Genomic DNA, 18,622 nt, shown 5'->3' with positions numbered 1-18,622 from the left:
CGGCTACTTGGTCACGAGATTGACGAGCGCGCCGGGCTCGATGCGCCCATAGAGGATCGACGCCGGTCCCTTGAGCACCTCGACATGGTCGACATCGGCGAGATCATTGGACGAGGTGACCGTGCCGAACGCTTTAGGCTGGAGCACGCCGTTACGATAGATCCTGTCGGCCTTGAACCACGAATGAGGAAATTATCCGCGGAGGCTCCATAGCTGCCGCCAGACGGCAGCGTATAGACGCCGCTCACATTCTCCAGCGCCTTGTCGAGGCGCACCGCCTGCTGATCCTGCAACACCTGTTGCGGAACGACCTGGATGGAAATAGGCGTCTCCATGACAGGCGTGCTGGTCTTGGTCTCGGTGCTCGCATTCGGGTGGCGATAGGCCTTCGGATCGGACGCGCCGCCGGGGTCGCCGGGCGCGTCTGTTCTCGCTTCCGCCCCCACATCGATCGGCGGCAGCGCTTCGGCTCCCGCGTCGCTGCGCACGCCGTCGTTCTGCGCCAATATGATCGACACCGCGTTCTCGTCCGGCCCTCCGAAGCGATAGGTCAGCCCCGTGATGGCCGCCGCGAGCTTGCGCGCGCGACGCTCATGATCGATGCGCTCGTCGGCGGACGCGTCGCCGCTCGGCCGCTCGCCGATCAGCGCGTCGAAACGCAGATATTTGGTCTCGGTCTTACGTCTGCGGGCGAAGTCGCGCGTCAGATTGGCGGCGCTCCGGCGATCCCGACGCGGGCATGAAGCCTAATGGCGTGCTTCAGCCGATTTGGCCGGGCAGAAAGAACGAGCCTTCATTCACAGCCCGGCGATGAAATCGTCGACCGTTCGCAAAAATCCGGCGACCTCCCGGCGTGGAAATTCCGCCAGCCGCACCATCGCCTCCGCCCTCCGGCACGAACCCGGCTCGCAATAGGCGAGAATGGCGTCGCGCCAGCCGAGACCGTCCAGCGGATCGACATAGTCCAGCGAATCGTCAGCGATCTCGCGGAATGTCTCTATGTCGGAGGCGATCACCGGCGCGCCGCAGGCCGCCGCCTCGGCCACCGGCAGGCCGAAGCCCTCGCCGAAGGAGGGAGCGAGCGCCGCTGTCGCGCCGGCGAGCAGGCTGCGCAAGGCCGGCGTCGACAGGCCGGAGGCCTCGATCACATGGGGGCGCAGCGCCGCGCAGCGCTCCAGAAGGTCGAGCACATTCTCATTATGCCAACCGCGCTTGCCGACTAGCACCAGCTTCGGCGACGCCGGGCCGAGGCGCTCGGCGAGATCGCGCCAGACGCCGAGCAGCGTCATATGATTCTTGCGCGGCTCGATCGTCCCGCAGCAGACGAAATAGGCGCGGCCCGCGAGACGCGGATCGGCCGGCGGGCCGTTCAGAAAAACCGGCGCGACCGGCAGGCCGGCGAGACAGAGCGGCAGATCCGCCCTGCCCTGCTCGGCCGCGAAGGCGCGCACGCGCCGCGCCACCGCCTCCGACCCCACGATGACGCCGGCGGCGAGGCTCACAATGTTGCGCATGGCGCGCAAATGCTTGCCCTGCTCGGCGGGACGAAAGAACTCCGGCGCGTCGAGCGGCAGCAGATCATGGACGAAGAAGACGGACTTCACATCCGGCCGCCCGCGCAGCCAGCGAATGTGCCAGTCCTTGTCGAGCGGGAACTGGCTGGCGTTGACATAGACGGCGCCCTGCGGCGCCTGCCGCGTCGCGCGACCGAGCCGGAACGCCCAGCGCCGCATGGCGCGCCAGTTTTCCCCCACCACATCCAATCCGGAGCGCTTCACCCGCGCGGCGCCGCCCGTCGAAGGCGGCGCGTCGAAGGCGCGGATCAGCGCCTCGAACACCGGATCGGCGCCTGGATCGACGAGCTCGTTCCAAAACGTCTCTATATCGACGAGCGTGCCGAACGCGTCGGCGGCGTGGGCGAGACGCGGCCCGAGCGCGGCGCAGGCGAGCGCGACATTCGCATTGTCCGGCCCTTCGAGAAAATGCCGCGCCAGAGCGAAATCGACCCTGTCGATGCCATTGGGGGTGCGGTTGAGCGCGCGCGTCACGAGGCGCGTGACATCATAGACCGCCGCCGCGGTCAACGCCGGCACCGGTCGCCGAAGCGCTTGCAGCGCCAGCCGTCGATCACATCATTCGATTGCGCCACCGCGCGCTCGGTCTCATGGGCGAGACATTCGCGATAGCGGAACACCAGAGCGACATAGGCCTCGATCTCGGCGTCGCAGGATGGGGCCGCTTTGGCGGCGAGGGCGCAGGCAGGAGGCTGCGGCGTGACGCAGAGCGTGAAGCCGGGCGAAGCCTGCGGCAGGGCCGGCGTCGGCCATGCGGCGAGGACCGCGAGGACGCAAGCGCGAGCCGCCGCGGGCGGAACGCGCCGCGCGCTCCGAACCAAAAACATGATCGCTCTCTAGCCGAACAACAGATGACGCGAGCATTGCCCTTTCGCCGCGCGTCATGCAAGAGCCGCCTGCGCTCACGCTATCGGCGCCGTGCGTCGTCTTATTTGCGCAGCGCGCCATCATGGGCTCCGCGCGCCTCGCCGAGCATGCGCGGCTCCGTCCTGGCGCCCGCGCGAAACCAGTCGACCGCGTCGGCGAGCGCCTGACGATAGGGACGTGGACGATAGCCGAGCTCGCGCGCGGCCTTGCCGTGATCGAAGAACATGGTCGTCGCCGAGAGGCGCAAGCTCTCGACATTGAGGAAGGGCTCGTGGCCGATGACGCGGGCGAGCGCTTCATTGGCGTGGGCGAGCGGCACCAGGGGCCAGCGTGGCAAACGCACGCGCGGCGGCCGCCGGCCGGAGAGGCGCGCCACCTCTCCGAGCAAGGTCGAGAGAGCGAGATTGTCGCCGCCGAGAATATAACGCTCGCCGATGCGCCCGTGCTGCAGCGCAGAGAGATGGCCGGCAGCGACATCGGCGACATGGACGACGGCGAGACCGGTGTCGACATAGGCGGGCATGTTGCCGCGCATCGCCTCCACGATGATGCGCCCGGTCGGCGTCGGGCGCACATCGCCCGGGCCGAGCGGAGCCGAGGGATTGACGATGACCGCGGGCAGTCTATCTCGCTCGATCATCTCCTCGACCAGCCGCTCCGAGAGCAGCTTGCTGCGCTTATAGGGACCGAGCCGCGCGTCGCAGGCGAGTCGGCGCGTCTCGTCGCAAAGCCCCTGCGCATCGGGCGCGAGCGTCGCGACGCTGCTCGTATGCACGATCCGCTCGACGCCGGCGCGTAGCGCCTCCTCCATCACGAGGCGCGTTCCTTCGACATTGGTGTGAAGAATGGTCTGCGGATCGCGCGCCCAAAGGCGATAATCGGCCGCGACATGAAAAACATAGCGCGCGCCGGCCATCGCCCTGCGCAGGCTGTCGCGATCGGTCACATCGCCTTCGACGATCTCGAATTGTGCGCGCAAATTGGTCTTCGGGCTGCTGCGCCGGACCAGAGCGCGCACCGCAAAGCCCTGCTCGAGCAACAGGGAGGCGACGGCGCCGCCGATGAACCCGCTCGCCCCCGTCACGAGGGCGATGTCGCGACTGTCGCTTCTCATGCCGAAAACGCCGTGATGCTCGCTTGGGCGACGCCCGCCGCGCCGGCCCTTCAGCCGACGAACTGGCGCTCGCAATCGAAAAAACAAGGCGGGGGGCCAGCGACCAGAGGCGCCCGCTGTTCCGGCCCGAGGCTCAGAAATAAGTGAGCGTGAACGCTGCTGCAACAGCCTATCGCAGCGATGCGCCCTGGAGCTGCGGGGCCGGCTCGGCGGCGGGTGGCGGCGGCAGGGTCTGCGGCTCGGCCGTCTCGCGCCGGCGCGGCGCCGGCAGGCGATGGACCGTCGCGCTCGCGCCGACGTCCTCCTCCGCCTCCATCTTCGCGAGATCGCGGCGAACCATCAGCACGAACAAAGTGAAGGCGACGGCCGACAGGCCGCCCACCGACACGTCGATCCAGGCGAACCGCAGGATTCGCGCCTCGATCAGGCCGGGGCCGGCCCAGTGCGCGATCAGCGCCCACACCGCCACCAGAATCCGGAACTCCGTCGCTCCCATGCCGCCGTAGGACAGGCGATGCACCCCCTCCGTCGCCACGCGGAGATAGGTGTAGGAGCTCATCAGCAGATAGAGCGACAGCACGAACAGCGCCGACGGCATGGTGAAAAAAGGCGACGCCCCGAGCCCCACTACGATCAGGCTCATCGCGATCAGATCGCTCGAATGATCCAGAAGGAAGCCGTAGCGAGGCCGCTCGATCGACCGGTGCCGCGCCAGCGACCCGTCCAGCGAATCGCCGAACCAGTTCGTCGCCAGCCCCGCCACCACCAGCGCCAGGAACCACGCCGACCAATGGCACAGCAGAAACCCCGCCCCCGTCGCCGCCGCTCCCAGCAGCCCGACCGCCGTCAGCTGGTCCGGCAGCACCCAGGTCGGAAGGCGCTGAACGATTGCGCCCAAGAGCCGTCGCTCGCAAGTCGCCAGCACGCTCGTGTTCAATCGATCCGCCAAGAAGCCCCCTCGACAATTGTGAAGCGCTCGGCGCCTCGCGACCAGGCTCCGGGGCGGCCCCGCGCCTCGCGACGCGGCATCGCCCCATTTCCGACGCCAGGCGTTCCACGCGCCTCATTCGGCGCTGAACTCGGATGAACCGAACCCGAACTTCTCACACACCGCAGCCGATCGGAACGTTGTCGCGCCTCGGTCCCGCGAGTCCCTCGAATCGCACGTCCGTTTGCGGCGCCGCAGCATTCGGCCACCTTCAGCTTGCCTGCGCCGCTCCGCCACGTCAACCGATTATCGCCGCCCCTGCGACGGTTTTCGGCCTTATTTGAGCCGCGACTGAACCAGAACCCCCTGGATCGCCGGCTGCGTCAGCATCGACACCAATTTCAGCACCTTGCCCGCCTCCGTCAGACCGGCGTTCGAAACGAACAGAATGTCCTTGTCACGCATCGCGAAGCGGCGCGCCGCGAACATCGCCTTCGGGTCCCGCATGTCGAGATGATAGGCCACAGGAACTTGCGCCCGCGCGGCCAGAACCGGCGTTGTCGTCGGATATTGCGACACGATCCCGCTCGGCTCGTAGCGCAGCACGAACAGGGCCGCCGGATCGGCCCGCTGGTCCTCGATCCCGCCGGCCTTGCCGATCGCCTCCTCCAGCGTCAGGCTGCGCGCGCCAAACTCCAGCACCGAGTTCGACCCCGTCGCCCCCGCCACGGTGAAGGTCTGCGGCGTATGCTCCACCGTCACCACATCGCCCGGCCGCACATAGATATTTTCCCGCGGCGTCGCCAGGATAGCGCCGACAGGCACCCGCGCCGTGCGGTCGCCGCGCGTCAGGCTGACGAAGGTCTCGTGCACCGGCGTCTTGAACCCGCCGGCCGAGGCGATCACATCCATCACCTTGTCGCCCCGCAGCGTCAGCGGCACGCGCGCGCTCTGCGACACCTCGCCGGTCACCGTCACCATGTTCGACACATTGTGCGTCACAGTCACCAGCGCCTGCGGCTCGATCGACTTGCCGCGCAGCTGCTCGACAATGATCGCCTCCACCTCCTGCTGGCTGCGGCCGGCGACCTGGATGCGCCCGGCGTAGGGCACGGTCACCGATCCGTCGCGCCCTACTGTCTGCTCGGGGATCGTCGCCGAGCGCGAACCCGGGCTCGAGGCCCCGCCGGAGGAGAACAGACCGCCGCCCGCCGCCTCCCAGACCGTGATCTGCAGCGCGTCGCCGACGCCGATCGGCTGCGTCGCCGGCGCACGATGGTCGCCGAAGGAGCCGCGCAGCGACGGCTCCCGCCGCCGCCCCAGCACCTCGAGCGAAAATTCGTCGATCTCCACCCCGACGAAGGACGGCGTCGCCGAGGCCGCCGCCTCGACCATCGAATCACCCGACGGCCCGCTGCCCGGAATCACCGAGCAGCCCGCAATGAGCGCCGCCCCGCAAAAAACCGCAAACCGCTGAATATGCTTCGAATCCACTGCCACCTCGACTTGCGGTGCCCCCGTACGGCGACCTAGGGGCCGCCCGCGCCGGCCACAAACTGAGGCATAGATCAGGGCGAAGGCAAGGCCGCGCCGGAACATCGCCGAAATAATTCCGCCAATGTGACGCAATCGCATCACCTATGGTTAACGTTCTCGCGGCGTCCCGGCGCCGCCTGGTCCTGGCGGAGCCGCCGCAGGCGGCGGCGGCTCCGTCAGGACGAGGGTCAGGTCTATAGTCCTTCACCCGATCGGCCTGCGTCAGGCGTGCGGCGAGGCTTGCGCCTCGGGGCCCTTTTGAGGCAAAATAGGCGTCGGCAGACTCTAAAACTCCCGAGACGAGAGCAACCGGAGCTTCTCCAGACATGACGAGCGCTCGGAATAGATCGCAGCATCACCAGAGCTTCCTGGCTCCTGGCGAGCAGAAGCTCGTGCGCGCGATCATCGCAGAGATGCCGCAGCGGGTCACGCCTCTGTTCCTGACCAAGCTCGGCCTTTTCGGCTCCATTGTCGCCGCCACCGCCCTCATCGGCTGCCGCTGGTCGCTTCTGTGGCTGCCGCTCGTGCCCGTCGGCGTGTTCGTCAACTGGTTCGGCATTGCGCTGGACGGGCCGCTCGCCGTCCAGCGCGGCGAGGCGCGCCCACGGCTCGGCCTCGTCGAGCACACTTATGATCTGTTCTCACAAATCCTGATCATCGTCGCCTTCGGCCTGTCGCCCTTCCTCACCATCGAAGCGGCCTTCATCGTTCTGATCTGCTATCTACTGTTCTCGGCCTACACTTATATCCGCGCGATCGCCCGGCACGTTCAACAAATGGCCTATATCGGAATGGGCGCGACCGAGTTTCGCATTCTGATGGTGGTCTGGGCCTTCACCGCCCATTTCCTCGGGATCGACGCCACAATGGACGAAGGCGTGTCGAGCCTCGACGCCGCCATCGCCATTCTCGCGGTCATCGCGGTCTGTGGCCTCGCCTTCAAAGCCTTTTCCGACGCGCGTCGCGTCGCCATGGACGAGAACGGCCACGGCGTGTAGGGGCTCGACGGGCGAGCCTCGGCGCTGCGCCTTTCGGGAATTTTGTCACGAACGGGATAGACGCGAGCGCCGCGTAAGGGAAAATACGCCCAGCGCTCGCCGATTCGCTTTGCGTCGAATCGGCGTGACCCGCGCATTGCGCGGCGGACAGGATTTGCGAGAGCCCCCTCGCGCGCTCGAACGATGAGACGAAAGATGAGGCTGAGTTGGAGATTTGCGATATGGGCCGCCGTCGCCGTCGTCGTCGCGCTGTCCGGCGCCTGCGTCGCGAGCCGACTCGGGATGTTGGCCCCTGCGGATCTCGCCTCCCTGTGGTCCTGGTCGCTCGACTCCTGGGAGAGCACCGATGTCTCCCCTTCCGGCGAGACGCTGCGGATCGTGCATGAACCGCTCGCCCTCGCCCGCAATCTCGCCATCGCCTCCTTCGGCTTCGTCGGGCTGGCGCTGAGCGCGCCTCGCCTCCTCGAATTGTTCGGCCGCGCCTCCAACGAGACCGGCGGCGGGGCCGGGATGGGCCGCATCCACTCGGCGCGCAAGCAGCTCGACGGCGAGCTCGATACGATCTTGACGCTGGTGCGCGCCCATCTCGAGAGCAACCAGACCTATTCCGCAGCCCTGCGCAAAGGCCATAATGAAATCGTCTCGCCGGCGGCGAGTCCGGATCAGGTTCGCGCCGCCATCATTCTTCTGATCGCCGAAAATCAGAAGATGCTGCGCGAGACCGAAGAATACGCCCGCAGCCTCGACGACTCGCGCCGCCAGATCGACGAGTTGCGCGCCACTCTGGCGGAAACGCAGGAGCTCAACGTCCGCGACTCGCTCACGCAGGTCTATACGCGGCGCTATTTCGACACGACGCTGGAGCGCGTGGTGCGCGAGGCGGGCGGAAGCGGCGGCGAGCTCAGCCTGATCATGGCCGACATCGATCATTTCAAAAAGATCAACGACACGCACGGCCATCCGATCGGCGACGAGGTGCTGAAGAATTTCGCCCGCACCATGACCAGCCATGTCGAGACGAAGGACACGGTCGCCCGCTACGGCGGAGAAGAATTCGCGATCATCCTGCCGGCGACCGGAGCGGCGCAGGCCCGTCTTCTGGCGGAGCGCATCCGCAGCGAGTTCGAGACCAAGAAATGGGCGATCAAAGGCGGCCGGCCGATCGGGCGCATCACCGCCTCCTTCGGGGTCGCGCGGCTGCAGCCCGGGGAAGGGCCCGCCGGCCTGATCCAGCGCGCCGACGCCAAGCTCTATGTGTCGAAATCGGGCGGTCGCAACCGCGTCTCTACCGACGAATCATAAGCCCGCTGCGATGTGCGGCGGCGCGGACCAGCGCCATGAGCCCGGCGCCCGCCGCCAGTCCCACACAGAGCCCCGTGAAGCTCGCCAGAGCGTCGATGAGCCGCGGTCCGCGATCGGGAACGAGAGTCTGCAGCAGCTCGAACCCCGCGGCGCCGAGCGCGAAAGGCAAGGCCGCCAGCAGACGCGCGCGCGCTGTGCGACACGCGACCGCGATCGTCGCGCCGGCGATCCCATAGGCCAGCGCATGCTCGATCTGGCCGGACGGCAGCGCATGCGGACGATCCGCGCCGGGCACGAGCGACAGCACCATGATCCCGGTGAATTCGAGCGCCACGCCGAGGGCGGCGAGATTCACCAGCAGCGCGGACAGGCGCGCCACGCGCCCGCCCGCCTCCGCACCGGAGCCGAGGGACGGCGCGAGCTCGGGCGCATTGGTCGAGGTCATGTCTTCCTCCTGCTTCGGGCCGGGCGTTCGGCCTTGCAATTGGGTTTGGCCGATCCACGCGGCAAATGTTCGGCGCCGACTGCATTGAAACATTCTATACGAATGGTAGACTTCATCGGCCGCAGCGCGCCGGCCGCGCGCAGATTGGACCGAGCCATGGACGCGATCGAGCTCGGCGAGACGCGCGACGGCGCGACCTTCGCCGATCTTTTCTTCCTGAAGCCGACGGGACACAAGCCCGTTTCCTTCACCTTCGAGCCGCCGCCGGGGACGCCGCGGCAGAGCGGCGACTATGAGCCCCGCCGGACCCGCATCGTCGACGCGCGGCGCGCCGGACTCGCGGCGTCGCTCGATCGCGAAGGCTTTGCGCTCGTCGAGGCGCCGACGACGGTCGATGATTTTTGGGACGAGCGCCGGCTGCGCGCCGACTATTATCCCGAAACAGAAGCGCTGCTGAAAGGCGCGATCGGCGCGCGCGCCGTTCATATCTTCGATCATACGCTGCGGCGCCGCGTCCGGGGGCGGCTCGGCTTCCGCCGCTCGGTCGAGGGGTTCCCGCGCGAGCCGGTGGCCCGCGCCCATGTCGACCAGACCGTCGCCTCCGGCCCGAAGCGTCTGCGCGAGATCCTCGGGGCGCAGGCCGGCGCGTTCGCGCGCGGGCGCTACGCCGTCATCAATGTCTGGCGGCCGCTGTTCGGCCCGGTCGAGGACGCGCCGCTCGCCGTCTGCGACGCCGGCAGCGTGCGGGCGGACGATCTCCACGCCTGCGATCTCGTGTTTCGCGACCGTGTGGGCGAAACCTATGCGCTGGCTTTTTCATCCGAGCAGCGCTGGTTCTATTATCCGCGCATGCGCAAAGCCGAGGTCCTGCTGCTCAAATGCTATGATTCGCGGGCGGATGTGGCGCGGTTTTCGCCTCATACGGCGTTCGACGATCCGGCGACGCCGAGCGACGCCCGTCCGCGCGAGAGCATAGAGCTGCGCTGCTTCGTCTCGCTGCCGGACTGACCGAGGACTCCCATGAACGATATCCCCTATCGCGCCGCCCTCATCATCGGCGCCGGCCCCGGCGTCGGCGCGTCGCTGGCGCGGCGCTTCTCCGCCGCCGGGCTGAAGGTCGCCATCGCCGCGCGCAGCGCGCCGAGCCTCGCGGCCATCGCGGCCGAGACCGGCGCCGACGCCTTCGCCGCCGACGCCACCGACCCGACCTCGGTCGAAAAACTCTTCGCGGCCGCCGAGGCGAAGCTCGGGGAGATCGACGTCGTCGTTTATAACGTCGGCGCGCGCATTCGCGGGCCACTCGCCGAGCTCGATCCGGAGGCGGTGCGGCAGGCGTTCGAGATCAACGCTTTCGGCGGCTTTCTCGCCGCGCGCGAGGCGGCCAGGCGCTTCGGCCCGCGCGGTCGCGGGGCGCTCTTCTTCACCGGCGCGACCGCGAGCCTCAAGGGCTATGCGATCTCGGCGCCTTTCGCCATGGGCAAATTCGCGCTGCGGGCGCTCGCCGAGAGCGCGGCGCGCGAGCTGGGGCCGAAAGGCGTGCATGTGGCGCACATCGTCGTCGACGGCGTCATCCGCGCGCCGGGCCAGAGCGACGCCATCGACGCGACGCTGCATCCGGATGACATCGCCGACGCCTATGTCGATCTGCTGCGCCAGAAGCGCAGCGCCTGGTCCTTCGAGGTGACGGTGCGGCCCTGGGTGGAGAAATTCTGACCGCCGAGGGACCGGACGACCGACAGAATTGTCAAAAATCCGTCAACCGTGTGCGTTGGCGCGACAAAATGTCGCGAACAGCACAAAAGAGTGCTACACTCCCTGCGTCGACCCGGGGCGAAGGTCCGCTGTGCGGTCGTTCGGCCCCCCATAACGACGAAAAATGGGGAATGCGCTCATGAACACGATCACGGCTATTCTTTCGATCGTCGCGACCTGCGCCGCCGTCACGGCGGCGATCACGGCTTTCGCGAATCTCTGAACGTAGCGTCGATCAGAGGGCTGCAGGAGTATCGCAGCCCCGCCCCAAAATGTCCTCGCCGACGCGCCATGCGGCGTCGGCGAGGACTACGCCACCCCGGAGCGTTCGATGGCGGAGACCGCCCGAGCGGTTCCCGCGCGCCCAGAGTTAGACACACGTAATTTTCGTCTCGACGTCAGGGCCGGCCTTTCGACGAGTTTATAGCTCGCGTAGCTCAATACTGTCGATGCCATGAAAACGCAGCCTATCAGCAATATACCAGAAAAACATTTGAAATCATCTGAATTCAAAGGCGAATATGTTAGAATTATACCAATAATTAATATGTGATTTAAGAAAACACCATAACTCAAATCGCCTGCGACGCTCTCAAACCTTGAGCTATAGTCTATATATTTCAAGATATAGACAGCCGGAATCCCGATGACAACACCAAGCAATGTAGAGCGCCTTATCGTTTCCAGATAATCGTTATCGAGCGCGATCGCAGAATAATAGTAAGATATAAAAAGCAATATTGCCGCAATAATTGCGATAAAAGCCGGAATGCAATTAATATATTTGTTTTCTGATTTCTCAATCCAACTACCACAAATGAAAATAAACATTGTCCCTGGCAGCAATCGATAGCCCCATCTGTCAAAGTTCAAGACCGTCGTATATGCGAGCAGAAATATCGCAAACGAAACCGCCGCTGTCAGCAGCCGCAAACGCAACAGTAGGATAAATGGAAAAATCAGGTAGAACGTAGCTTCTAAACCTAATGACCACGCCTGCGGCACGAGTTTATCAGCGTGCGGGTATATATTCAGCGGAATAATTGAGAATTGCACGACAGCCCGACTCGTAGATGGCGCGAACTTCATCCAAGGATGCCGAAGCTCGAACGCAACCGCTCCGATCAGAGTTAATAGTGCATACAAATAAAACTGCGGCGCGATGCGAGCAAACCTGTCCAGATAAAAATAACCAATCGAGCTCAATGACATATAATATTTTCTAATCAACGCACTCATTACAAATCCACTTAATAATAAAAAAGACACGACAGCGACAACTCCCAAATTAAAGCCATAAACGTTAGTGCCTGCATGGCTATAAACGACGAGGTATGCCAAAAAAAGTCGGTAGAAGCCCATGCTCGCGTTTCCATAGGTTACCGACGAGCTGCTAACCGAGCCACCACGGAAGAGGTCGCTTTGCGTTTTGACTTCCGTAATCTGCTACGAATCCCAAGGAGCAGCCGCGCCATGAAAAGAGGCTAGTTTAGCCAGCGAAAATGTGACGAGATCCGAATGCGTCTTAAAGCGACGTGGCGGACGAAGCAATTCGTATCGGCCGCTCCTTCCGGAGCAACGGATCGCTGGAGCCTTATCCGATCCGATTGGATCGGATAAGGCTCCAGCATTCTTACGTGTGAGCGAATTCTGGCCGATCGAACGATTCCGTTCGATCGGACACGCTCTAGACTAGTACCCACTATCGCTGATTTGTGAGGCTGCCGATGACTCGGCGATACGGCCGATCGGACGGACCTCGGCTGCACGACCGGCACGGCGTCGAAGTGGCGCGTGCGTTACGCGAAGGAGCGGCTCGCCGGCTTTTCCGAGGTCGGCAAGCGCGGCGCCGAGTGCAAATACGGCGAAGCGACGGACCGCCGAGCCCTGGCGCTGCTCGATGCGCCGCCGCCCGCAAGCTACGCCTTCGGGGTATTAGAGCTGGTCGTGCAGCTTCCCTCGAAGGAAGAGCTATGCTTATTCGATCGCAACGGACCGCAGTTCGCTACGGAATCTCCTCCAAATCCGCGAGCCACGCATTCGCGCTCGCGTCGCTCGGGGCGCGCCAGTCGCCGCGTGGGGATAGCGAGCCGCCGGAGCTGACCTTCGGACCATTGGGCAGAGCGCTGCGCTTGAACTGGCTGGTCGCGAAGAAGCGCCGCGCGAACACGCCGAGCCAATGTTTGATCGCGTCGAGATCATAGGCGCGACGCTTGTCCTGCGGAATATCGCTCGGCCAGTGGCCGGCGGCGGCGTCGCTCCAAGCGTGAAAGGCGAGGAAGGCCGTCTTCGAGGGCGTGAAGCCGTAGCGCGTCGTATAGAACAAATTAAAATCCTGCAGCGCGTAAGGCCCGACGACATCCTCGGTGCGCTGCGTCGTCTCGCCGGGCACCAGTTCCGGTGAAATTTCGGTGTCGAGAATATCGCGCAGCACCGGCGCCGTCGCGGCGCCGAAATGCGCGTCGCGCGCACACCAGCGAATGAGATGCTGGATCAGCGTCTTCGGCACCGAGGCGTTGACATTGTAATGCGACATCTGATCGCCGACGCCATAGGTGCACCAGCCGAGCGCGATCTCGGAGAGATCGCCGGTGCCGAGCACGATGGCGTCGTGACGATTGGCGAGACGGAACAGCAGCGAAGTGCGCGCGCCGGCTTGCACATTCTCATAGGTCACATCATAGAGCGCTTCGCCCCGCGCCGCGGGATGGCCGATATCGTCCAGCATCTGCCGGCAGGCGGGGCCGACGTCGATCTCTTCGGCGCTGACGCCGAGCGCGCGCATCAGCCGCCAGGCGTTGGCCTTGGTGCGATCCGTGGTGGCGAAGGCCGGCAGAGTATAGGCGAGAATGTTCGTGCGCGGCAGGCCGAGCGCGTCGAAGGCGGCGACGGCGACGAGCAGCGCATGAGTGGAATCGAGCCCGCCCGAGACCCCGATGACGATGCGGTCGATCTTCGCCGCCTGCAGGCGCTGGCGCAGGCCGTGCGACTGAATATTGAAGGCTTCGAAGCAGAGCTCGGCGAGCCGCGCCTCATCGTCGGGCACGAAGGGAAAGCGCGCCACCTCACGCAGCAGGCCGAGATTCTTGTCGCGCGGCGCCTCGAGATCGAAGAGCACGCGGCGAAAGCGCGTCGCGGCTTCGACATCGGCGCAATCGCCGAAGCTGCCCTGGCGCATGCGCTCGGCCTCGAGCCGGCCGATGTCGAGATCGGCGAAGATGAGCTGCGGCGTTTCGGCGAAGCGCTCGGCCGACGCGAGCCGCGCGCCATTCTCATAGATCATCGCCTCGCCGTCCCAGGAGAGATCGGTGGTCGATTCCCCCTGCCCCGCCGCCGAATAGAGATAAGCGGAAAGGCAGCGCGCCGAATGACCGGCGCAAAGGCTCGCGCGATAATCGGATTTTCCGACGATGGCGTCGCTGGCCGAGAGATTGAGCAGCACGGTCGCGCCGGCGAGCGCGGCGCGGGTCGAAGGCGGGATCGGAACCCACACATCCTCGCAAATCTCCGCATGGATGACGAGGCCGGCGAAATCGCGCGCCTCCAGCAGCACGTCGGAGCCGAAGGGCGCGAGGCGCCCGGCGATGTCGATCTCCTCGCCGGCGATGGAAGCGCCGGAGGCGAAATGGCGCTTCTCGTAGAATTCGCGATAATTGGGCAGATAGACTTTGGGCGTGACCGCGAGAATCTCGCCGCGCCGCGCGAGCACGGCGCAATTATAGAGACGCGAGCGCCAGCGCAATGGCGCGCCGACCGCGAGGATCGGATGCAGCGCGCGGCTCGCCTCGAGGAGCTCGCCGAGCGCGGCCTCGACGGCGGCGAGCAGCGCGTCCTGATGCAAAAGATCGTCGATCGCATAAGAGCTGATCCCGAGCTCGGGAAACAGCACGATGGACGCGCCGCGGGCGTCGGCCTCGCGCGCCATCTCTATCGTGCGCGCGACATTGAAGGCCGGATCGGCGACGCGCGTGCGCGGTCCGCCGACCGCGACGCGGACGAAGCCATGACTATGGAGCGAGAAGAACGGGTGAGTCATGAGGAGATTATAGGCCGGCGGCGGCGGCGGCAGAAGACGAGCGGTCGCGCAAAGAGCGAGCCTGAAGGCTCACGGTCCAGGGCCGCGCTTGGACCGCGAGCCTTCGGGCTCGCTCTTTCACCCCTGCCAAATCGGCAGAAGACGCGCGCACTGCTTCGGCGCGGCTGTCCGTTTTTCGCCGCCTTCGTCGTAGAAGAAGGAAACCGTCTTCGATCGGGGGAGAATATGTCGTTGCGTCGTCCTCTCGTTCTCGGCCTCGCCGCTCTGGCGCTGACCGCAGCTCCGGCTCTCGCTCAGTCTTTCTGGCCCGACGATCGGCGTAGCTACTATGACCCCTGGGACGACGACCGCGAGGATGTGGCGCCACAGCGCCGCCGCGATCCCGGGCGCGAGGACGAGCGCGAACGCCGCCCCGGCCGCTCCGGCGCCGCAGGTGAGAACGGCGCGAAGGTCGCGGCCCTGCCGCCGGACGCCGATCCCAATTATTCGACTCCCGTCGATTATGACGATCAGATCAATATGCGCCAGACACGGCGCCGCTTCGTCGACGATCGCACCGGCGAGGCGCCGGGCACTCTGACCATCGACACGCGCGCGCGGCGGCTGCTGCTGTCGCTCGAGGACGGGCGCGCGGTGGAATATGCGATCGGCGTCGGCCGCACCGGCTTCGCCTGGAAGGGCGAGGCGCAGATCGGCCGCAAGGCCTTCTGGCCCGGCTGGACGCCGCCGCCGGAAATGCTGGAGCGCCGTCCCGATCTGCCGCCGCATATGGACGGTGGGCTCGAGAATCCGCTGGGAGCGCGGGCGCTCTATCTCTTTCAGGGCAATAAGGACACTCTGTTCCGCATCCATGGCACCAATGAGCCGCAGAGCATCGGCCATGCGGTGTCCTCGGGATGCATTCGCATGCTCAACGCCGATGTGATCGATCTCTATCAGCGCGTCGCCAAGGGCGCGCGCGTCGTGGTGCGGTAGGAAAGAATGCGCGCCTTCTGGGTCGCTTCACGCCGCCGCCATCACGCGGCCTGCAGCCGGCCGGCGTCGGCCTGCAGCGCGCCGAGCAGCGAAGCGATCATGCCGATGGTCGCCATGCTACGGCGGTTCAGCATCGACTTCGGGAATTCGACATCGAGCCGGCGCTCGAGCTCCAGCATCACCTGAATGGCCGCGAAGGGCGACAGCCCGGCGGCGTAGAGATCGGCGTCGAGCGCGAGGCTCGCGACGCTGAGATGGCCCTTGTCCTCGATGGCGCTGCAGATGGTCTCGATCATGACGGCGGCTCCCCAAATCCCTGGTCCCTGCCCGCATCGGCGAGCGTTGAAACCCTAGCCGGGAGCGCTCCCGCCTTCTGTGCGCCGCCGCACATGCGGATTGCCGCGGCGCAGCGCCCGCCTATATGCGCCCTCGACGACGGCGCCCGGGCCGTCGCTTTTTTTAAGGGACCGCCATGGCCGAACCGGCTCCCGCTCCGCCGACGCCTCGAGCGCGGCCCGAAGAGGACGACCTACTCGCGCGCTACGCCGCGACGCGCGACCTGACGCTGGAGCTCTCCTGGCCGCTCGGGCCGGAGGACATGGTCGCCCAGGCGATCGACGAGGCGAGCCCGACCAAATGGCATCTCGCCCACACCAGCTGGTTTTTCGAAACCTTCGTCCTTTCGCCCTTTCTTCCCGGCTATCGCCTCTTCGATCCGGCCTTCGGCTTTTGCTTCAACTCCTATTACGAGGCTGCGGGACCGCGTCAGCCGCGGCCGAAGCGCGGCCTGCTGACGCGCCCGACGCTCGACCGCGTGCTGGCCTTTCGCCGCCATGTGGACGACGCCGTCGCGAGGCTCTTGGAGCAAGGGGCGGACGAGGAGGCGACACGCCGCATCGAGCTCGGACTGCACCACGAGCAGCAGCATCAAGAGCTGCTGCTCACCGACATTCTGGCGCTCTTCGCCGCCAATCCGCTGCGGCCCGCCTATCGCCCCGCGCGGCCGCGCCTCGCCGGCGGCGCGCCGGAGCCGCTGCTCTGGCTCGCCTTCGCCGGCGGCGTCACGCCGATCGGCCATGGCGGCCCGGGCTTCTGCTACGACAATGAAACGCCGCGCCATGAGGCGCTGGTCGCGCCCTTCGCCCTCGCCGACCGGCCGGTGGCCAATGCCGAATGGCTCGAATTCATTGCCGACGGCGGCTATGAGACCGCGACCCTCTGGCTCTCCGACGGATGGGATCGGGCGCGGAGCGAGGAGTGGCGCGCGCCAGCCTATTGGGAGCGGAGAGACGGCGAATGGCTGGCGATGACGCTCGAAGGCCTCGCCCCGCCCGCGCCCGACGCGCCGGTCGCGCATATCAGCTTCTATGAGGCCGACGCCTTCGCCCGCTGGGCCGGCAAGCGCCTGCCGACCGAATATGAATGGGAATTGGCGGCGGCCTCGGCGCCTGTCGCCGGCAATCTGCTCGCCAGCGGGGCGCTGCGCCCGCAGGCGCCGGCCGCGCCCTTCCGCCGCCGCCCGCGGCAGATGTTCGGCGATGTGTGGGAATGGACGGCGAGCGCCCATCTCCCCTATCCCGGCTACCGTCCGCCGCCCGGCGCGATCGGCGAGTACAACGCCAAATTCATGTGCGACCAGCATGTGCTGCGCGGCGGCTCCTGCCTCACGCCGGCCGGCCATGTTCGGCCGAGCTATCGCAATTTCCTCTACGCTCGCCAGCGCTGGCAATGTTCCGGCCTGCGCCTCGCCGCGGAGCCGCGCTGATGGAAAACGCTTTCGCCAGCACTTGGCCAGAAGGCTTCGCCGCCGATGTGCTCGACGGCCTGTCCCGGCCGAGCAAGCGACTCTCCTGCCGCTATTTCTATGACGCGGAGGGCAGCAGCCTGTTCGACGAGATCACGCGCCTGCCCGATTATTATCCGACGCGCGCCGAGACCGCGATTCTCGAGGCCCATGCGGCGGAGATCCTCGACGGCGCTGGGGAAGAGACGACGCTGGTCGAGTTCGGCTCGGGCTCCTGCCGCAAGACCGAGATCCTGCTGGAGCGCGGCGACGGACTCGCCGCTTACGCGCCGATCGATATTTGCGCCGCCGCGCTGGAGGAGGCGCGCGCGCGTCTGGCGCGCCGCTTTCCCGATCTGCGCGTGCTGCCGATCGTCGCCGATTTCTCCGCGTCTTTCGCTTTGCCGCGCGAGATCGCCCGCGGGCGCGTCGTCGGCTTCTTCCCGGGATCGACGATCGGCAATTTCACGCCGGCCGAGGCCAGCCTTCTGCTCGCCGCGATCCGGCGGGCGCTCGGACCGGGCGGCCGGCTCGTCATCGGCGTCGATCTGAAGAAGGACCCGGCGCGGCTGCTCGCCGCCTATAATGATCCGCGCGGCGTCACCGCCGCCTTCAACCTCAATCTGCTGGCGCGCATCAATCGCGAGCTCGGCGGCGGCTTCGATCTCGACGGCTTTGGCCATCAGGCGATCTATGACGCGGCCGAGGGGCGGATCGAGATGCGCCTCGTGAGCCGCCGATGGCAGCAGGCCGAGGCCGCCGGCCGGGCCTTCGGCTTTCGCCGCGGCGAGGCCATCCACACGGAAAACTCCTACAAATACGCCGTCGACGAGTTCCGTGCGACGGCCCGCGCCGCCGGCTGGTCGCCGCGGCGGGTGTGGACCGACGAGGCGGCGCTGTTCAGCGTCCACGAGCTGCTGTCGGCTTGACGGGAGGACGCCCCTCTCTATGACATCGTCGATATCAGGAGTGTTCTCGGCTTGGCTCAGCTGCTCGTTCGCGATCTCGCCGACCATGTCGAGCTCGCGCTTCAACGCCGCGCTCGACAGAATGGGCGCAACATGGAAGAGGAAGCGCGGCGCATCCACGAAGCGGCGGTCGAAACCTCCGAGTGCGGAGACGTCGGCTGGGCGTCCCGCATCGCCGCGCAATTCACGGCGATCGGCTTCACAGACGAAGAAGCGGCGGCGCTAGAGCTGCGCGGCTCACTCGCTCGACCGGCCTAATTCTACTACATCACGAGAAGCCGCAACGGGGCAGGTCATTGCGAGGAGCGAAGCCACGAGCCAACAAAGAGGCCGCCCCGCTGCTC

18 protein-coding genes and 1 pseudogene are annotated in these 18,622 nt (G+C 66.2%); 8 read left to right on the top strand and 11 right to left on the bottom strand.

All coding sequences use genetic code 11. The features are described from left to right. Positions 1-3: 3 nt before the first annotated feature. The 7 genes and pseudogenes from CQW49_RS25995 to CQW49_RS00130 form a co-directional block, all read right to left on the bottom strand. On the bottom strand, positions 4-147 hold the full coding sequence (locus CQW49_RS25995; RefSeq protein ID WP_003615439.1) for a TonB-dependent receptor plug domain-containing protein: 144 nt from the start codon (positions 145-147) through the stop codon (positions 4-6). A gap of 80 nt (positions 148-227) precedes the next feature. Further along, a pseudogene (locus CQW49_RS26240) lies at positions 228-335 on the bottom strand (TonB-dependent receptor plug domain-containing protein); the annotation flags it as partial. A 462-nt stretch (positions 336-797) separates the two neighbouring features. Then, complete coding sequence (locus CQW49_RS00150; RefSeq protein WP_040566318.1) at positions 798-2,093, bottom strand: glycosyltransferase family 4 protein; 1,296 nt, start codon at positions 2,091-2,093, stop codon at positions 798-800. Further along, entirely contained in the window at positions 2,081-2,401 is a 321-nt protein-coding gene (locus CQW49_RS00145) for a hypothetical protein (RefSeq protein ID WP_003615443.1), read from the bottom strand. Before CQW49_RS00145 ends, CQW49_RS00150 begins: the two co-directional genes overlap by 13 nt. Positions 2,402-2,502: 101 nt before the next feature. Next, positions 2,503-3,555 carry a hopanoid-associated sugar epimerase gene (gene hpnA / locus CQW49_RS00140; RefSeq protein ID WP_003615445.1) on the bottom strand — a complete coding sequence of 351 codons (1,053 nt, stop codon included), beginning with the start codon at positions 3,553-3,555 and terminating at the stop codon, positions 2,503-2,505. 169 nt (positions 3,556-3,724) lie between these two features. Further along, on the bottom strand, positions 3,725-4,453 hold the full coding sequence (locus CQW49_RS00135; protein WP_244441268.1) for a CDP-alcohol phosphatidyltransferase family protein: 729 nt from the start codon (positions 4,451-4,453) through the stop codon (positions 3,725-3,727). A gap of 366 nt (positions 4,454-4,819) precedes the next feature. Beyond that, the gene (locus tag CQW49_RS00130; RefSeq protein ID WP_003614431.1) at positions 4,820-5,977 is read right to left on the bottom strand and encodes a polysaccharide biosynthesis/export family protein; all 1,158 of its coding nucleotides are present in this window, start codon (positions 5,975-5,977) and stop codon (positions 4,820-4,822) included. A gap of 368 nt (positions 5,978-6,345) precedes the next feature. Here CQW49_RS00130 and CQW49_RS00125 point away from each other — a divergent pair, with 368 nt between their 5' ends. Together CQW49_RS00125 and CQW49_RS00120 are read left to right on the top strand one after the other, a co-directional pair. After that, positions 6,346-7,017 carry a CDP-alcohol phosphatidyltransferase family protein gene (locus CQW49_RS00125; RefSeq protein WP_003614432.1) on the top strand — a complete coding sequence of 224 codons (672 nt, stop codon included), beginning with the start codon at positions 6,346-6,348 and terminating at the stop codon, positions 7,015-7,017. A 195-nt stretch (positions 7,018-7,212) separates the two neighbouring features. Further along, complete coding sequence (locus CQW49_RS00120) at positions 7,213-8,319, top strand: GGDEF domain-containing protein (RefSeq protein ID WP_003614433.1); 1,107 nt, start codon at positions 7,213-7,215, stop codon at positions 8,317-8,319. Here CQW49_RS00120 and CQW49_RS00115 read toward each other — a convergent pair. After that, positions 8,303-8,764: a VanZ family protein gene (locus CQW49_RS00115; protein ID WP_003614434.1), complete on the bottom strand. Its 462-nt coding sequence runs from the start codon at positions 8,762-8,764 to the stop codon at positions 8,303-8,305. The genes CQW49_RS00120 and CQW49_RS00115 overlap by 17 nt on opposite strands. 156 nt (positions 8,765-8,920) lie before the next feature. On the opposite strand from CQW49_RS00115, the gene CQW49_RS00110 reads away from it, so the two are divergent. Both CQW49_RS00110 and CQW49_RS00105 read left to right on the top strand, forming a co-directional pair. Further along, positions 8,921-9,772, top strand: coding sequence for a CmcJ/NvfI family oxidoreductase (locus CQW49_RS00110; protein WP_003614435.1), 852 nt, complete (start codon positions 8,921-8,923; stop codon positions 9,770-9,772). A 12-nt stretch (positions 9,773-9,784) separates the two neighbouring features. After that, entirely contained in the window at positions 9,785-10,477 is a 693-nt protein-coding gene (locus tag CQW49_RS00105; RefSeq protein WP_003614436.1) for an SDR family NAD(P)-dependent oxidoreductase, read from the top strand. Positions 10,478-10,825: 348 nt separating this feature from the next. Here the strand turns inward: CQW49_RS00105 and CQW49_RS00100 are convergent, their stop codons facing one another. Together CQW49_RS00100 and CQW49_RS00090 are read right to left on the bottom strand one after the other, a co-directional pair. Continuing rightward, complete coding sequence (locus tag CQW49_RS00100; RefSeq protein WP_003614437.1) at positions 10,826-11,878, bottom strand: acyltransferase family protein; 1,053 nt, start codon at positions 11,876-11,878, stop codon at positions 10,826-10,828. A 643-nt stretch (positions 11,879-12,521) separates the two neighbouring features. After that, positions 12,522-14,552 (bottom strand): NAD(+) synthase, encoded by a 2,031-nt coding sequence (locus tag CQW49_RS00090; protein WP_003614438.1) that lies wholly within the window; start codon positions 14,550-14,552, stop codon positions 12,522-12,524. Positions 14,553-14,777: 225 nt separating this feature from the next. Here CQW49_RS00090 and CQW49_RS00085 point away from each other — a divergent pair, with 225 nt between their 5' ends. After that, on the top strand, positions 14,778-15,527 hold the full coding sequence (locus CQW49_RS00085) for a L,D-transpeptidase (protein WP_003614440.1): 750 nt from the start codon (positions 14,778-14,780) through the stop codon (positions 15,525-15,527). 41 nt (positions 15,528-15,568) lie between these two features. On the opposite strand, the gene CQW49_RS00080 is transcribed toward CQW49_RS00085, so the two are convergent. Continuing rightward, positions 15,569-15,823: a phosphopantetheine-binding protein gene (locus CQW49_RS00080; RefSeq protein WP_003614441.1), complete on the bottom strand. Its 255-nt coding sequence runs from the start codon at positions 15,821-15,823 to the stop codon at positions 15,569-15,571. 176 nt (positions 15,824-15,999) lie between these two features. Between CQW49_RS00080 and egtB the strand changes: the two genes are divergently transcribed. Genes egtB through CQW49_RS00065 form a run of 3 tightly spaced genes read left to right on the top strand, consistent with a single transcriptional unit; the run spans position 16,000 to position 18,536 of the window. After that, entirely contained in the window at positions 16,000-17,292 is a 1,293-nt protein-coding gene (gene egtB / locus CQW49_RS00075) for an ergothioneine biosynthesis protein EgtB (RefSeq protein WP_003614442.1), read from the top strand. Continuing rightward, positions 17,292-18,239 (top strand): L-histidine N(alpha)-methyltransferase, encoded by a 948-nt coding sequence (gene egtD, locus CQW49_RS00070; protein WP_003614443.1) that lies wholly within the window; start codon positions 17,292-17,294, stop codon positions 18,237-18,239. Before egtB ends, egtD begins: the two co-directional genes overlap by 1 nt. Before the next feature lie 51 nt (positions 18,240-18,290). After that, entirely contained in the window at positions 18,291-18,536 is a 246-nt protein-coding gene (locus CQW49_RS00065) for a FitA-like ribbon-helix-helix domain-containing protein (protein WP_003614444.1), read from the top strand. Positions 18,537-18,622 lie beyond the last annotated feature (86 nt).

Source organism: Methylosinus trichosporium OB3b (assembly GCF_002752655.1).
GTDB classification, from domain to species: domain Bacteria; phylum Pseudomonadota; class Alphaproteobacteria; order Rhizobiales; family Beijerinckiaceae; genus Methylosinus; species Methylosinus trichosporium.
The sequence above is the reverse complement of the archived record's forward strand: the minus strand, read 5'-3'. Positions and strand labels throughout refer to the sequence as shown.

Coding starts and splice junctions, on each gene's coding strand:
- CQW49_RS00110 (WP_003614435.1), top strand. CDS start 8,921: ATGGACGCGATCGAGCTCGGCGAGACGCGCGACGGCGCGACCTTCGCC.
- egtB (WP_003614442.1), top strand. CDS start 16,000: ATGGCCGAACCGGCTCCCGCTCCGCCGACGCCTCGAGCGCGGCCCGAA.
- CQW49_RS00125 (WP_003614432.1), top strand. CDS start 6,346: ATGACGAGCGCTCGGAATAGATCGCAGCATCACCAGAGCTTCCTGGCT.
- CQW49_RS00100 (WP_003614437.1), bottom strand. CDS start 11,878: ATGGGCTTCTACCGACTTTTTTTGGCATACCTCGTCGTTTATAGCCAT.
- CQW49_RS00120 (WP_003614433.1), top strand. CDS start 7,213: ATGAGGCTGAGTTGGAGATTTGCGATATGGGCCGCCGTCGCCGTCGTC.
- CQW49_RS00115 (WP_003614434.1), bottom strand. CDS start 8,764: ATGACCTCGACCAATGCGCCCGAGCTCGCGCCGTCCCTCGGCTCCGGT.
- CQW49_RS00080 (WP_003614441.1), bottom strand. CDS start 15,823: ATGATCGAGACCATCTGCAGCGCCATCGAGGACAAGGGCCATCTCAGC.
- CQW49_RS00145 (WP_003615443.1), bottom strand. CDS start 2,401: ATGTTTTTGGTTCGGAGCGCGCGGCGCGTTCCGCCCGCGGCGGCTCGC.
- egtD (WP_003614443.1), top strand. CDS start 17,292: ATGGAAAACGCTTTCGCCAGCACTTGGCCAGAAGGCTTCGCCGCCGAT.
- hpnA (WP_003615445.1), bottom strand. CDS start 3,555: ATGAGAAGCGACAGTCGCGACATCGCCCTCGTGACGGGGGCGAGCGGG.
- CQW49_RS00090 (WP_003614438.1), bottom strand. CDS start 14,552: ATGACTCACCCGTTCTTCTCGCTCCATAGTCATGGCTTCGTCCGCGTC.
- CQW49_RS00105 (WP_003614436.1), top strand. CDS start 9,785: ATGAACGATATCCCCTATCGCGCCGCCCTCATCATCGGCGCCGGCCCC.
- CQW49_RS00085 (WP_003614440.1), top strand. CDS start 14,778: ATGTCGTTGCGTCGTCCTCTCGTTCTCGGCCTCGCCGCTCTGGCGCTG.